Here is a 15304-nt window from a genome sequence, read left to right on the forward strand (position 1 = left end):
CCCCTGGTTCGCCTGCGCCACGTACACGGGGCTAACCCTTTGGCCCTGAGCCTGTCTTGTCGCAACTCCATTGCGCCCTTCATCACCGCGATGAGGGGGCCAATTTGCCCCTGCGCGGCGCGACACTCAGGCGGTGGTCAAATGCAAGATATCCCGCCGTTTCAGACTGCGGCGGGCCAAGTCACCATAGGCCTGGCGGGTATGGCGACGGCCATATGATCCAACCAGCCCATATACAGGGATCAGCTCTGGGAACAGTTCAAACAATTCGTGCAGATCTTTGGCTGACAACCCTCGAACAGCCTCTGGGCCGGGCCAGAAGGTCTCGGTTGCGATCCCTTCGGCAAAAACCACCTCATGGTGTTCGGTCATCAGATGAACATAGGTGACACCGTCGGGGGTGTCGGTCTGCGGCTGACAGGTTTCGTCAATTTCGGCCAGCAGCTTGGCTGACAGAAAGCTTTCGCTGACCGGCGTATTGTATTCAAAGGTCTTTTTATTGACCAACAAGCGATGCTGTGGCGACAACAGCATCGGCCGGTCGGGGGACAAAACCCCATCTGGACGAATGCAATAGGGGCGCAGATGCGGCCGTTTGGCCAGCTCAGCCCTGTTCAGCCTGCGTTTGCCGACCCATAGGACGGGTTGATATCCATTGTCAGCTGTTTGCAGAAGGTCCCCGACTTGGATCTCGCCAGCAGGCACTGCGCCACGTTTGGTGGCCAGCTGAACCTCGGGGGTAAAGCAGGGAATACCTGCGGAATGCAGTTGCGAGGCGGTGGTAATCTGAGCCGGAGCCACCCCTTCCAGGACCAGGCTTTCCCCGCCTGGAAACGAAAGCAGAGCATTGCCAAACCCGTCGTCGGTAACCGTAACGTCCTGGGTCCGGATACTGCCGCCAAAGCCGGTCCCTCCGGTCAGATCTGAGACATCAAGCTGGTCATTGAAAAAACCATCGTCGTCGTCATCAGAGATACTGAAATCACTCACCGTATCAATGCCGCCGGTGGCGGTCAGGACAAACTGGTCGTAGCCAGTTCCGCCGGAAATCGAATCGTCGCCAGCGCCAAATGTAATGGTGTCATCCCCAGCCCCGGCATCAATCACCACACCGGCGGTGTCTGAGGAGGCATCCACCACATCCGCCTGATCGGTAAGGGTCAGGGCCTCGATTTCGGAGAAGGTGATGGTGTCAGCGCCATCAGAGATGGTGCCAGCCTCATCGCCGGTGTAGGTGACCGATACGCCCGAAGCGGTGACACCGGACATGTCTACCGTATCGTAGTCGTTCCCGGCCTCGCCACCGGTCAGGGTGTCGTTGCCAAAGCCGTCGGACATCTGGAATGTATCCGCATCGGCTTCGCCGTGCATCAGATCGGCACCGCCGCCACCGATGAGCAGATCATTGTCGTTGCCGCCATACATGGTGTCGTCGCCGTCACCACCGTCCAGAGTGTCGTTGCCGTCGGTTGCCACTATGCTGTCGTTGCCAACACCGCCGTCCAGACTGTCGTCCCCGGCTGAGTTGTGCAGCGTGTCATCACCTTCGCCGCCGACCAGGGTATCATTGCCCAGACCGGTTGACAGGCTGTCGTTGCCCAGGCCGCCTTCGATATAGTCGTCGCCGTCACCGCCAGAGATGGTATCGCCGCCGTCGCCGCCAATCAGGGTGTCATTGCCCGCACCGCCATCCATGATGTCATCGCCGGTGCCGCCATCCAGGCTGTCATCGCCCAGTTCGCCGTACATCAGGTCGGCATCGCCGCCCCCCACAAGCAGATCGTTGTCATTGCCGCCATAAAGGGTGTCGTTGCCATCGCCCCCTTCCAGGGTGTCATTGCCGTCGGTTGCGACAATGCTGTCATTTCCGACCCCACCGACAAGACTGTCATCCCCAGCCGAGTTGTGGATCGTATCATTGCCTTCGCCGCCGAGCACGGTATCGTTGCCGATCCCTGCCGAGAGAGAGTCGTCGCCTACGCCGCCGTCGATGTAGTCGTCGCCGTCGCCACCCGACAAGGTGTCACCACCAGCGCCGCCAAGCAGGGTATCCGCGCCAACACCCCCCTCCATGACGTCGTTGCCTTCACCGCCATCCAGCATATCGTCGCCATCTTCACCCATAAGAGAGTCATCCCCCCCCTGGCCATGAACGATATCATCCCCTGCGCCCGCCATGATGGTGTCGGCACCTTCTTCGATGATCGTGGTGACGGGGTCTTCGATCAGATTGCCTGAAAGGGTGAAGCCCGAAAAACCGACCCGCGTCTGTAGGGTGAATTCAATAGAGGAGCGATCCTCAAAAGAGGCCGAGAACCAGGCGTCCTGGTCTGTGTAATCATTTCTTTCGCTGCCTGACGCGGTGACCACATTGCCGTCCAAAGCCGTGGTCAGCGAGGAGCCGGATGACACGCCAAACGAGGTGAAGCTGTTGCCGTCCACAATGACAGCTTCGTTATCTCCGCTCCAGCTGTTGTCATCAATATCGTTGAAGGTCGCGGTCGAGTTCAGGTAAACGGGGTCGCCGGTTGTAGGGTCGAAGAATTCCAACCGGAAGGTCGCCTGATCTCCCGGTGCATTACCATCCAAGAGAACTTCGGCACCTTCATCGTAGCCAAATTCGACCCACATGTCCGGGTTGGTTTTCTCCACCAACACCAACTTGCCCCAGATTTGTCTGCCATCATCCAGGGTGGCGACATCCTTGAAGACAGCAAAATCACCCGCAGATCCCAGATGACCGTCGTGGGAGACACTTTGCATATTGCTGAGTTTCAGCGACAGTGGCGTGGCTTCCAGGCCCTGATCAAAGCCGTCTCCGATGTCACCATAGATGACATCGTTGCCTTCACCGGCATCAATAATGTCGTTGCCTTCTTCACCGGCAACGGTATCGGCACCCGCACCCGCGTCCATGATGTCATCGCCGGTGGAGCCATCCAACGCATTGTCGTCGGCATTGCCTTTGTGGCTTGTATTGCCTGCGACAAGCTCTTCTACCCAATTTGGTATTACCATCTCGCCCACCCAACTATTGGTCGTAAAATTCCGGAACAGATGGGAGAATACAGGGCGCATAATAAAATCGGGTAAACTGGCGATTGGTTATGAATGTCATGCCCGAAAGGTGTTCGTGACCACGGTCCAGCTACGCCAACCTGACATCAGCAGAATGGTTTAACCGGTCAGAGCAAGATTGAAACCTGAACAGGGCGGTTTCACAAATGCGGAGCCTCAGGGGCAGGGCTGGGCGCTGGAGCAAAATCAGAAGATAAGGGAAAGGGTCTTGCTCTCTAGACCCAGGTTAGCGGTGCCGATTTGTTAGAAAACAATGGCAAGATATAGAAAGGATGTAGGGGGTAAGTGGCAGCCCGTAGGGGAGTCGAACCCCTCTTTTCAGGTTGAAAACCTGACGTCCTAACCGATAGACGAACGGGCCACTTGCTGTGGAGCGGTGTTTAGTTTCTCCGTGCCAAAGCCGCAAGGTAAAAAATGCCTCTTGGTGAGAATTTTTTGCGATTGCACAGAGAGCGTGTGTTTTAAAGGGTTTGGCTCGGGTCAGCTGGCTTCGGCGGCGTCTTCCAATCGCAGTTGTGGGCTTTGACGGCCGCCCCAACTGTTGATTTCCAGCCGTCCGGCAAAATGGAATCGTGCGCCGCCATGTTCGAGCAGACACGGCCCCAGCGCTGTGTCAAAGGCGCCAAAGCAGATCGCATCCAGATTACCGCCAACCCCGTCGGTCAACGACAGTTTCAGGTGGGTTTCCCCAATCCGTTTGGCAAAGCGGATGGCCAGATCCGGAAAACCATAGCGCGGCGCTGCGGCTCCGGCACCAAAGGGGCCTGCCTGTTCGATCTGTTCGATCAGATCAATGCTGGCAGCGCCCGGCATCAACATGCCATCCAGTTTCAAATCCGCCGGTCCCAGGCTTCCCGCGCCCTGTTTGGCCAACAGATCGCTGAGACGCTGCATGGCGGGCTCCAGCTTGTCTTCTGCCACCGTCAGGCCTGCGGCCATCTTGTGGCCACCGCCTTTGATCAGCAGGCCCTCTGCTGCCGCGCGCTGGATGACCACACCCAGGTCGATACCACTCACCGAACGTCCCGAACCTTTGCCCTCACCGTTGTGCAGCCCGATGACCACCGCCGGGCGTCCCGCTGCCTCTTTCAGGCGCGAGGCGACGATGCCAACCACGCCGGGATGCCAGCCCTCGCCGGCGGCCCAGACCAAAGGCGCGTCAAACCCGCGGGCTTCGGCCTGTTCCATCGCGGCGGCGCGCACCGCGTTTTCAATGTCGCGCCGTTCCGTGTTCAGCTGATCCAGCCGTTCCGCCAGCGCGGCGGCTTCATGGGGGTTCTCCGTTGCCAACAGGCGGGCACCCAGATCGGCCTTGCCGATGCGTCCGCCTGCATTGACCCGTGGTCCCAGCAAAAAGCCGAGATGATAGGTCGAAGGCGCTGCATCCATGCGCGAAACATCAGCCAGGGCCACCAGACCGGGGCGCTGCCGTGCGCCCAGAACTTTCAGCCCCTGGCGCACCAGGGCTCGGTTTGCCCCAATCAACGGGGCGACATCGGCCACAGTTGCAAGCGCCACAAGATCCAGCAGGCTCATCAAATCCGGTCCGGTGCCCAGCCCCTTTTCCCGGGCCTGACGTCGGACCTCGACGAGCATCAAAAACACCACACCGGCGGCGCAGAAATAGCCCAGTTCACCGTCTTCATCCTGGCGGTTGGGGTTCACCACCGCGACACAATCGGGCAGGGTCTCGCCGCCCAGGTGGTGGTCCAGCACGATGACATCGGCGCCCTTGGCCGCGGCAATGGGGCCATGGGACAGGGTGCCACAATCGACGCAGACAATCAGATCATGGGCCTGTGCCAGCCCCGCCATGGCCGCGTCGTTGGGGCCATAGCCCTCGTCGATGCGATCGGGAATGTACAGGGTCGCCTGTAGCCCCATGGCCCGCAGCCAGACCAGCAGCAGCGCCGCCGAGCTGCCACCATCCACATCGTAATCGGCAAAAATCGCGATGCGCTGGCGGGTCTCAACCGCGTCCAGAAAACGTGCAGCGGCCTGCTCCATATCCTTCATGCGGCGCGGATCCGGCAGCAGGTCTTTCAGATGTGGGCTGAGGAACCCAAGGGCCTCATGAGGGGGGACACCGCGACGGGCCAGCACCTGACACAGCGGCATGGGCAAGCCGGTTTGCTGCGCCATATGTTCGGCGGCGCGTTCAAGATCAATGCCAAGCCCCAGCCAGCGGCGTCCTGTCAGCGAGTTTTCAACCCCAAGAAAGCTCATGGCTCTACCTCATCTATGGAAAAAGGCCAGACCCGAATGGATCCAGCCCTTCATTTGGCTTAAAATATCCCCGCCGACGGCCGCGGCGCAAGCCGCTTTTGCCTGGGGCAGGGGCCGGGCGCTTAAACCGGAGTGTTAAACCGGGGTGCGGTAGGACATCCGCCGTACCGATCCGGTTTTGGAGCGCATCAGCAGCGTGGTGGTCTCAACCCAGCCTGGCTGGCGCTTGATTTCGGGCAGCAGCGAGCCGCCGGTGACGCCGGTGGCAGCAAAGATCACATCCTGGGTCACCATTTCATCGCGGGTATAAATCCGGTCAAGATCGGTGATGCCGGCCTTGGCGGCACGGCCCTTTTCGTCGTCATTGCGGAACAACAGACGCCCAAAAATCTGACCGCCCATACATTTCAGCGCCGCAGCGGCAAGAACACCCTCAGGTGCGCCGCCCTGGCCCATGTACATGTCGATGCCGGTGGTCTCAGATTCGGCGCAATGCATCACCCCGGCAACGTCGCCATCGGTGATCAGGCGAATGGCAGCCCCGGTCTCGCGGACCTCGGCAATCATCGCCTCGTGGCGGGGGCGTTCCAGAATGCAGACGGTAATGTCAGAGGCGGCGCAGCCCTTTGCGGCGGCCAGTGCCTCGACCCGTTCACGAGGCGACATATCCAGCGAGACAACGCCGTCGGGGTAGCCGGGGCCAATCGCCAGCTTGTCCATATAGGTGTCGGGGGCGTGCAGCATCGAGCCGCGCGGCCCCAGGGCGATCACGGTCAGGGCGTTGGGCATGTCCTTGGCGGTCAGCGTAGTGCCTTCCAGCGGATCCAGCGCGATATCAACGCCGGGGCCCTTGCCGGTGCCGACCTCTTCGCCAATGTACAGCATCGGGGCTTCGTCACGTTCGCCTTCGCCAATGACCACGACACCTTTGATGTCGAGCAGGTTCAGCTGTTCGCGCATGGCGTTTACCGCCGCCTGATCTGCGGCTTTTTCATCGCCACGCCCAATCAGCGAGGCAGAGGCCAGTGCGGCCTGTTCAGCGACCCGGGCAAGGCCCAGAGACAGCATGCGGTCGTGGAAGGGGGCGTCGGCGGAGGTCTCGGTCATACTCAATATCCTGTTTAATCCGGGCGGGCTGCCTGTCGAATAGCCTTTTGCAGGGGGGACGGGCAAGGGATGATAGCGCAAGCTATGGCAGGAAGGCGCGCGCTGTGCCCTCAGGGGAGCAGATTTTGCGCGCCGCTGCCGTTTTAGGGGAGAGCTACAGCTCTTCGATACGCAGGGCGACGGGGGCGCCGTCGACAACACTGGCCTGGTCCAGCGCCTCGATGGCGATATCCAGCGCGGCGGAGGTGCATTTGTGGGTTACAATGAGCACCGGCGCGGTGGGCTCGGAGTGGCTGTATTGGCGCATCCGGTCGATCGAGATGCCGGCATCGCCCAGAGCGGTGGCCACTTTGGCCAGGGCGCCGGGTTTGTCCTGCAAGGCCAGACGCAGATAATAAGGCGCAGGCAGGCCGGTCTGGGCGGCGGGGATTTCTTGCAGGGTGGTGGCGGGCTGACCAAAGGTGGCAATGCGCAGGCCGCGTGCCAGATCGCAGATATCGCCAAGCACCGCGCTGGCGGTGGGGCCTTCGCCGGCACCAGGGCCGCGCAGCACAACCTGTTCCACCGCGTCGCCTTCGATCACCACCATATTGGTGCCGCCTTCCAGCTGGCCCAGGGGCGAATTCGCCGGCACCAGGCAGGGGGTCATCCGCTGCTCTAGCCCGCGCGCGGTGCGTTGTGCCACGCCAAGCAGTTTGATCCGGTAGCCCATATCGGCGGCGTGGCGAATGTCGTCGATGGCAATGCGCTGGATGCCTTGCAGCACCACGTCGTCAAAGGCGGGCTTGCTGCCAAAGGCAATCGAGGACAGCAGCGCCAGTTTGTGGCCGGCATCAATGCCGCCAACGTCCAGATTGGGATCGGCTTCGAGATAGCCCAGTCGGCCACATTCGTCGAACAGGGTATTGTAGCCTTCGCCGGTGGCCTCCATCCGGGTGAGGATATAGTTGCAGGTGCCGTTCATCACCCCCATGATCCGAGTGACCTGATTGCCGGCCAGGCCTTCGGTCAGGGATTTGATCACAGGGATACCGCCGGCCACGGCGGCTTCAAAGCGGATCACCTGTCCTGCAGCTTCGGCCTGTTCCGCCAGGGCCTGACCATGGATGGCCAGCAGCGCCTTATTTGCGGTGACCACATCCTTGCCCGAAGCCAATGCCGCCTCAGTTGCGTCCTTGGCGGCACCGTCATGACCGCCCATGAGTTCGACAAAAACGTCCACGTCGTCGCGTTTGGCCAAGGCCACCGGGTCAGTCTCCCAGGCATAGCCTGTGAGGGCGACGCCGCGGTCTTTGCTGGCATCGCGGGCGGATACTGCAGTGATCACCACCGGGCGCCCTGTGCGCATCTCCAGCATTTCTGCCTGGCGGCGGATGATTTTTACCACGCCGACGCCAACCGTGCCCAAACCTGCAATCCCAAGACGAAGCGGTTTTGTCATAGCCGGAGATCCTTTTTGTTCCATCTGTGTTGTCCCGCCTTAGCGGGTTCAGAGAAAGGGTGCAACGGCGGTGGTATAGGGGGAGGGACATTCCCGAGTGAAAGAGCCGTCAATGCTGCTCTTTTGGCTGTTAGAAGTGCTTGTCAGAGGGGGGCGGGGCAACCAAATGCGGCGCGCCACACCGTTTAACAGCAACAGCTGTCACAGCAGGCCAGCGCAATACAAGGGGGGCGGCTGCGGGTGATCAGTTTGTGGCGCGGCGCAGCGCATCGGCCCGGCGCTGCAGAGTGTTGCTGCGCGCATTCAGATTTTGCTCCAGTTGCGTGCTTTGCTGTTCGGGGGCAGGCTGCAGGGGCACCAGATCCTCGATCGGCAACAGCGGCGGGTAGTCGGCATTGCGCAGCTCTGGCGTCAGCTGATTCCTGAGCTCGGGGTCATTGCTGCACCCGGCAAGAGCCGCAACGGCAAAGCTGGCGCAGAGTAGGGTCAGAGGCAGGGAGCGGGTCATATGGTTTTCCTTTGGCCTGCCCCTTGATGCACAATCATCGGGCGCGGTACAAGGCAGTGCAGCCCTGTGGGGGCAGAATTTCGATCTGCCGCTTTTTTCATCGGGCGTAGGTCCTGGTGGATGTATATTGAATGTATATGTCGCGGGGCCTTTTTTCTGAACGAATGTTCAGTTATCGTAATTTCATGGCACGTACGCAAGGTTCACATTCAGACATTACCGGCCCGCGCATTCGCAGCGCGGCGCTGCGGCTGTTTGCGCAGCATGGTTATGCGGCGGTTTCGATGCGCCAGATTGCCAAAGAGGTCGGCGTTCAGGCCGGCGCCCTGTATAATTACATCCCGGACAAGCAGAGCCTGCTGCACTCCTTGATGCAGGGCCACATGCGTGAGCTATTGGCGGCTTGGCAAGCCCAGGAAAAACCGCAGGACGCCCTGGCGCTACTGGAGCAGTTTGTGCGCTTTCACATCGGCTTTCATATGCAGCGATCTGATGAGGTTTTTATCGCCTATATGGAGTTGCGCAACCTGAGCGATGAGAATTTTGCAACGATCGAAGCTCTGCGGCGGGCCTATGAGGACGCGCTGGAGGCGGTGTTGAAACAGGGCGTCGAGGCGGGGCAGTTCACCCTGCCGGATACCAAGATCGCAACGCTGGCGGTGATTGCCATGCTGAACGGTGTGATGACCTGGTATCGCAGCGGCGGGCGCCTGTCGCTCGACGAGGTGGAAAGTGTCTATTGGGATATGGTGCGCAAATCTGTCACCGCCTGAGATCCGGCTGGGGTCTGACCAAAAGGAGCGCTACCGCGCACGGCTATTCAGCAAGTGGCAGGGTGACGCCAAAGGGCGATCTCAGTTCTTGGGGATAGGGGCGTGCAGGCGCTGAGATGGCTTTGACGGGCGGGTCCGCCCCTCAAAGCCGATTGCAAGTATGCTAAGGTTTGCGCGTCAAGGACAAGCCGCCTTTCAGGCGGGGCCTGCGGCCTCCTTGACCCGCGCTGGTTCAGTGGGCCAGATCAGTGGGCCGGTGCGATAAAGGTGCCGTTGCGCAGATCCTTGAAGGCCTGCTGCAGCTCTGCCTTTGTATTCATCACAATGGGGCCGTGCCAGGCCACCGGTTCCTGGATCGGCGCGCCGGATATGAGCAGAAACCGCAGACCTTCGGGGCCCGCCTGCACGGTGATCTCATCCCCGGTGCCAAAGCGCACCAGCGTGCGGTTGCCGGAAAGGTCGCGGATATTGACCTCTTGGCCTGCCACCTCTTTTTCCAGTAGCACGCCTTGTGGGGCGGAGGCATCGACAAAGGCGCCGGCGCCTTCAAAAATATAGGCAAAAGCGCGTCTGTAGGTGTCGATCTTGATCCGCTTGGTGACCCCGGCGGGGATCGAGATGTCCAGATACTGTGGATCCGCAGCGATCCCATCCACCGGGCCGCGTTTGCCCCAGAACTCTCCGGTGATCACCCGGACATGGGTGCCGTCATCATCGGTGATCTCGGGGATTTCGCGGGCGGCGACGTCCTGATAGCGTGGCGCGCACATCTTTTGATCCGCTGGCAGATTGCCCCAGAGCTGAAACCCGTGCATCTGCCCAGAGGCATTGCCGCGGGGCATTTCCTGATGCAGGATGCCGGATCCGGCGGTCATCCACTGCACATCGCCGGCCCCGAGGCTGCCAGTGTTGCCAAGGGAATCGCTGTGTTCGACCTCGCCGGAGAGCACATAGGTGATGGTCTCGATGCCGCGGTGCGGGTGCCAGGGAAAGCCCTGCAGGTAGTCGGCGGGGATTTCATTGCGGAAATCGTCGAACAGCAGAAACGGGTCCAGCTCGCTGGGATCCTGAAATCCAAAAGCGCGGTGCAGTTTGACACCGGCGCCTTCCAGAGTTGGGCGGGCCTGGCGGGTTTCCAGAATGGATCTGGCAGAGGAGGGGCTAAGCGACATGGGAGACGTCCTGTGAGTGGCGGTGTGATCTAATAGTTAGGGCGCATTCAAAGAGTGCAAAATCCCCAAGAGATCACCGCTTCTGTGCGCAGGTGCACAGAGCGCTTTTCCCAGGTGCCCGTCTTTAGGTGTCTGTCTTTAGGTGCCCATCTTCAGGTGTCTGTGTTGCTGTCCTGTGCCCACCAGGTGCCGGGCTTGACGCGGGTGCCGTGGTCCTTGGCCAGCCGCAGGGCCAGTTTGCGAAACCGGGACAGCGCCAGGCGCAGCCAGACACGGTTTTGCGCCTTGGTGTAGTCGCGGTTAAATGGGCAGACCCGCATGCAGATGGCGCAGTCCGTGGCCAGTTTGGCCCAGAAAGATAAGCATTTCTCTGCGTCAGAGGTCCATTTGCGCACGCCTTTGATGGCAGAGATATTGCTGCCGCCCTCTTGTGGCGCGCCAAAGGGCAGGGCTTTGACCGGGCAGGCATCGGCGCATTTGGTGCAGATATCGCAAAAGGCGCGCACGCCCCGGGGTTTGGGGGCATCATGGGTGAGGGGCAGGTTGGTAAAGATCTTTGAGAACCGCAGGCGGGGGCCAAATTCCGGCGTGATCACCATTTGATTGCGGGCATATTCGCCCAGTCCGGCCTTCACCGCATAGGGGATCACCAGCCCGGTGTCATTCATCGAGGGCACCGCCTCGTAGCCGAGGTTGCGGATATAGGCGGCCAGCTGCATCACCACAGAGGTCTCGTGGCTGTATTCCCGCCCCGTTGCAGCACCGGCCAGTGCAGAGGGATAGGTGGCGACCAGATCCGCCTCCATCTCGTGGCCCAGAACAATGACGCTGTTCAGCCCCTGGGGCAGAGGATGGGGCGCTTCGGAAAAGTCACGGGTATCGACGCGGGCGCTATAAAGCCAACGCTCGTCCAGATCGGTAATACCACAGAGATCGGCGCCAAAGAATTTTGAAATACGCTTGATTTCGGCGCTCATCTGGCCGGGGTCCTCAATCGCGATAGGGTCTGGCGCCACGGGGGTGTCGTTTTCAATAGCCGCCTGGAAACCTTCGCGGATGCCGTCCTCTCCCCGGCGGTTGGCGATTACATCCGAGACCAGCCAGGCGGCATTGCGCAGGGCAAAGTCGCGTTGGGTGAAGCCGTCACCACGGCGCGGGGCGGCTTCCATCCGGTAGGAGGCAAAGAATTTTTCGGTGTGTTTGGATTTGACCCTGGGATCCCAAAAGGCGCGGGTGAAGATATCGTTGCGTTGGCTGAACCGTTCAAACGCCTCTGAAATCTCGATACCGGCTGCGGCATCGCTGTCCTGGCGGGGTGGGGTGTTCTGGGGCCAACGCATGGCAAGACGGTATTGGCTCCTGCGGGGACAGGCAAGGGGCGGTTCCGGGAGGTCGCGCGTTTTGGCGGCTGGTGTTGCCGGGGCTGTTCGTGGTGCCAAAATCAGGCTATGTCCCGGCGCAACGTAGGCTCCGCGCGGGGCTCAGAGGATGGCAGGAGAGCGACAAATGACTGACGAAGTCTTGGTGACAGTGGAGGCCTCGGGGCTGCGGCGTGTCATGGGGGTGGCCATGCTTGCGGTGATTGGCGTGCTGCTGCTGTATGTTGCGGCGTCAAAGCCGCCATCGCTGGCCTGGCTGGCGTTTTTGCTGGGGATCGGGCTTGGCGCCTTGTGGTTGTCGGTCCGCATGTGGCAGGCGACCAGCCATAAGATCGAGCTGACAGAGAAGGTCCTGCGCTGCACCGATGGCACTGTGATTGCGCAGGTTTGTGATATTGAGGCCATTGATCGCGGTTTCTTTGCGTTTAAACCGTCCAACGGTTTTTTGATCCGCACCGCGACACCGGGCGCGCGGGTCTGGCTGCCGGGCCTGTGGTGGCGCGCTGGGCGTCGCATTGGCATTGGCGGTGTTACACCGGGGTCGCAAAGCAAGACCATGTCCGAGATCCTGGCTGCGATGATTGCGCAACGCAGCATGCGCTCATAGTGGCTTAATCCGTGGATCCTGCGCCATCGTCATGGCCGCCACCGCTGCCGAGGTCGCCTTCGAAACGCACCAGCGGCGCAAAACGGGGCCGGGTGAAGACAAAGTTGTTGATGTCCAGCTGTGGCAGCCCGACGTTAAATGCAGGGCTCATTTCATTGCGGGTCTCAACCAGAATAACCCGTTCTTCATCCGGCATGGTCGGCAGGTCGCTTTCGACTGCGCCGATGGTTGCATTGGTCCAGGCGACCAAGGACCCGCCGCGAACTTTTGACCAGTCCACGTAGTAGCGGTTGCTGTCTTCGTCCCAGCGCACCACTGAAATGCGCAGGGTTATCGCCGAGTCCGAGCGGATCAGCAGCTGGCTCATCTTGTACATGCTGTCGATGTAGGTGTCGTTCAGCGTTGTGGTCTCGCGAGAGATCAAATCCGAGATGGTATAGGCGGCTTTCAGGTTGACGGTTTCCTGCCGGAAGGCGTCAAAGTAAGTGTAGATGGCGACAAACAGCCACAAAAGCAGCGGCATATAGATCGCAAACTCGACCGTTACTGTCCCTTTGGTGTTGCGGGAAAAGCCGCGTAGACATTTGATCAGTGGAGAAAACATGGTTTACTTCGGCTCCTGCACAAAGGCGGACACGGCCACCAGGCTGACCAGCCCTTCGGGGTCGGCAGTGGAGAGACTTTCGCCAAACCCCCAGCCAGAGAACAAGGGCTTAAACCGCATGCAGGCGCGGATCAGCATCAGGTCGTTGGACCTGCCGGTGTTAGAAAAGCCACGCACCGGCAACACTTCTTCGGGTTTGCTGATGCAGTCGACCTGTTCATTGACGTCCACCCAGGCAAAGGGGTCGAGCTGCACCATTTCCAGTCGCAATGAGGTCGAGCAATTGTCGATGAAGCCTGAGAGGTCACAGATTTGATCCCTTACGACATCGTGTTGCGGGGCTGACCCGGTGGTCAGGCGAATGTTGCGCACCGCGATGTCCAAAGCGCGTTCCAACTGGGATTGGCGCAGGACAACCATGCCCAGCTCGACGGTCGAGGTCAGCAGCATAAAGAACAGCGGCATCAGAATTGCAAATTCGACGGTCACGGTGGCCTTTGTGTCGCCGCGAAAGCGCCGGAACAGGCGTTTTGCAGAGGATAAAATCATTGGGTCAACCTCAGCTGGCGGATCGATGTGGCGATAGAGGCAAAGGCGTCTTTGATTTCTAGTCCGTTCACATCAAAGTAATGGGAATCGGTGCTGGCGCAGTCGCGCAGAACCGCGACCCCATTGCTGGGGGCTTCAAAGCCGATGGTGTAGACAACAATGCCCTTGGCCTTGGCCGCCGCGCAGACGCTGCGTGTGCGATTGTTCTTGGTCCCATTGCCGTAGCTGGAATAGATCCCATAATACCAGGTATTTCGCGCTTGATAGAAATCCATCCAGTCATCAAAAATGTAGCGATACAGGTACTTCAGCGAGGTCCGGGCAAACAGTTCACTGTAGTTCAGGTGTTGCACGTAGGGTGGATTGTCCACCGGGTCTGCATTTTCTGACATCCAGCGACAGCTGTTTCCGTAGCGGTCGCAGTCATAGAAAGTGCTGTTTCCGGTGCCAATGGGGTGGTCCGCCCATTTTGGGTAATGGGGCAGGTGCCAGTAGTAGCGATCATTATAGGCATCATAGGTGGAGTAGACCTTCAACGAGGCAGCGCCGGTGTTGTATCGAATGTCATCCCGCCCAACGATTTTGGAGAAATGCACGCCGGATGGCCCATCGCGGCGGTGGTTGTTCACAAAATACTGCGAGGTGTTCTGACCATCTGTCATCAAGACAATGATCTTGATTGTGTCTGTATCGGTGTAGTCGACCGGGCGATCTGAAAAATCCCCTGGCACAGAGGCGTCATTGCCGGTCGACAGGGCATAGATTGCCGGACGCGCAGAGGGATCCAGCAACGCGGTGCCCCATTTCATGCCAATATCAATCGAAGTATTGCCCCCGGCGGACAGGTTTTGAATGAAGTTTTTGAGCGTGTTCGCATCCCGTTGCAGCGGCAGAATTTGTCGCGACTGCCGCGGGTCACAAACCGGGTCTTGGATCAGGCGTGGGCTGTTGTAATAGGTCCGCATATCCCGATTGCTGTATCCCCAAGGGGTGAAATGCATGGTGCGTTTTAGTGTTTCACTGGTCGGCAATTGCGCTTGGGAAAAATGTGAAGCCTCAAAATTGATGCAGTTGGAATACTCATTTTCGCCCACTGTGGAATACTGACCAATCAGGTCATCTGGCAAAGAGACCTGCGTCGCATAAGGCACCACCGAGATCGACATCTTTCCCTCAGTGGTGTTGGCCACCATGGTGTCGATAAAATCTTTTGCTGCCAGCTTGAGGTTGGTCAGGCGGCTGTTTGAGTTCATTGAACCGGACACATCCAGAACCAGCGAAATCTCCAACCCGTCGATGCTTTCTTCTGCTTTGGACGTGGCATAGATCGGCAGATCCGTACCGCCAGAGAACCGCATCAGATGGGCCTCGAAGGTGGAGTTGATGGTCGCCTGCACCCGCTTATAGCCTAACCCGGTTTCCACAACTGGTGGCGTGTAATGCTCGCCCAGGCCCGCCTTGTTCAGGTAGTCCTTTACCACAACAGCCGGGGGTTGGGTCTGGTCCAGATCTGCAGCAGCCAGAACCGCACGGTCCAGGGTGTATTGCAGCATTGTCCGGTCGCGCTCCATCCGCATCAGATCCACACCCAGGCCGCCAACCGCCAGCATCGCCAGGAAAAAGGCAACCGTCGGATAGGCCATGACGCCGCTTTCGTCGCGGCGGAATGCACGCAGCCGGTTAACGCCTTGGTGCAGGACGCTAAGGGGGAGAGCCGTGACGGTCGTGTGGCGCAGTGTCATGAACAACAGCCTCTTCGGCCCCTCATAGAGGGGGCATAGGAGTGAAACGGGTTTTGGTCTCATTCATATTTGATTTGGGAAGATGGCGGAAATGGGGCGGCCGCAAGTCCATTTAGTT

The 15304-nt window shown here is 59.7% G+C and carries 12 protein-coding genes and 1 tRNA gene; 2 read left to right on the forward strand and 11 right to left on the reverse strand.

Features of this window, described 5'->3' with window-relative positions; all coding sequences use genetic code 11:
* Positions 1-126 precede the first annotated feature (126 nt).
* The 6 genes from JZI28_RS05210 to JZI28_RS05235 form a co-directional block, all read right to left on the reverse strand.
* On the reverse strand, positions 127-3018 hold the full coding sequence (locus JZI28_RS05210; RefSeq protein WP_375699459.1) for a Hint domain-containing protein: 2892 nt from the start codon (positions 3016-3018) through the stop codon (positions 127-129).
* 346 nt (positions 3019-3364) lie between these two features.
* Positions 3365-3439 (reverse strand) — tRNA-Glu (locus JZI28_RS05215).
* A gap of 119 nt (positions 3440-3558) precedes the next feature.
* On the reverse strand, positions 3559-5304 hold the full coding sequence (recJ, locus tag JZI28_RS05220) for a single-stranded-DNA-specific exonuclease RecJ (RefSeq protein ID WP_375699460.1): 1746 nt from the start codon (positions 5302-5304) through the stop codon (positions 3559-3561).
* 135 nt (positions 5305-5439) lie between these two features.
* Positions 5440-6411 carry a class II fructose-bisphosphatase gene (gene glpX, locus JZI28_RS05225; RefSeq protein WP_375699461.1) on the reverse strand — a complete coding sequence of 324 codons (972 nt, stop codon included), beginning with the start codon at positions 6409-6411 and terminating at the stop codon, positions 5440-5442.
* A 154-nt stretch (positions 6412-6565) separates the two neighbouring features.
* A complete protein-coding gene (locus JZI28_RS05230; RefSeq protein ID WP_348156466.1) occupies positions 6566-7852 on the reverse strand; it encodes a homoserine dehydrogenase in 1287 nt (428 codons plus the stop codon).
* A gap of 244 nt (positions 7853-8096) precedes the next feature.
* On the reverse strand, positions 8097-8360 hold the full coding sequence (locus JZI28_RS05235; protein WP_295455086.1) for a hypothetical protein: 264 nt from the start codon (positions 8358-8360) through the stop codon (positions 8097-8099).
* Between the two features lie 185 nt (positions 8361-8545).
* Here JZI28_RS05235 and JZI28_RS05240 point away from each other — a divergent pair, with 185 nt between their 5' ends.
* Positions 8546-9133 (forward strand): TetR/AcrR family transcriptional regulator, encoded by a 588-nt coding sequence (locus tag JZI28_RS05240; protein ID WP_295455084.1) that lies wholly within the window; start codon positions 8546-8548, stop codon positions 9131-9133.
* Positions 9134-9378: 245 nt separating this feature from the next.
* Here JZI28_RS05240 and JZI28_RS05245 read toward each other — a convergent pair whose 3' ends face one another.
* Both JZI28_RS05245 and JZI28_RS05250 read right to left on the reverse strand, forming a co-directional pair.
* Positions 9379-10305: a pirin family protein gene (locus tag JZI28_RS05245; RefSeq protein ID WP_295455082.1), complete on the reverse strand. Its 927-nt coding sequence runs from the start codon at positions 10303-10305 to the stop codon at positions 9379-9381.
* A gap of 152 nt (positions 10306-10457) precedes the next feature.
* Entirely contained in the window at positions 10458-11645 is a 1188-nt protein-coding gene (locus JZI28_RS05250; protein ID WP_375699462.1) for a 4Fe-4S double cluster binding domain-containing protein, read from the reverse strand.
* A 166-nt stretch (positions 11646-11811) separates the two neighbouring features.
* Between JZI28_RS05250 and JZI28_RS05255 the strand changes: the two genes are divergently transcribed.
* Positions 11812-12291, forward strand: coding sequence for a hypothetical protein (locus JZI28_RS05255; RefSeq protein WP_375699463.1), 480 nt, complete (start codon positions 11812-11814; stop codon positions 12289-12291).
* A gap of 4 nt (positions 12292-12295) precedes the next feature.
* Here JZI28_RS05255 and JZI28_RS05260 read toward each other — a convergent pair whose 3' ends face one another.
* The 3 genes from JZI28_RS05260 to JZI28_RS05270 are packed head-to-tail and all read right to left on the reverse strand — an operon-like array spanning position 12296 to position 15186.
* On the reverse strand, positions 12296-12895 hold the full coding sequence (locus tag JZI28_RS05260) for a TadE/TadG family type IV pilus assembly protein (RefSeq protein WP_295455077.1): 600 nt from the start codon (positions 12893-12895) through the stop codon (positions 12296-12298).
* A gap of 3 nt (positions 12896-12898) precedes the next feature.
* Positions 12899-13444, reverse strand: a complete 546-nt coding sequence (locus JZI28_RS05265; RefSeq protein ID WP_295455076.1) for a TadE/TadG family type IV pilus assembly protein — start codon at positions 13442-13444, stop codon at positions 12899-12901.
* Positions 13441-15186 (reverse strand): pilus assembly protein TadG-related protein, encoded by a 1746-nt coding sequence (locus JZI28_RS05270; RefSeq protein ID WP_375699464.1) that lies wholly within the window; start codon positions 15184-15186, stop codon positions 13441-13443. The genes JZI28_RS05265 and JZI28_RS05270 overlap by 4 nt, the downstream gene beginning before the upstream one ends.
* Between the last annotated feature and the right edge of the window lie 118 nt (positions 15187-15304).

Source organism: Pseudophaeobacter sp. TrK17 (assembly GCF_042192375.1).
Classification (GTDB): Bacteria; Pseudomonadota; Alphaproteobacteria; order Rhodobacterales; family Rhodobacteraceae; genus Pseudophaeobacter.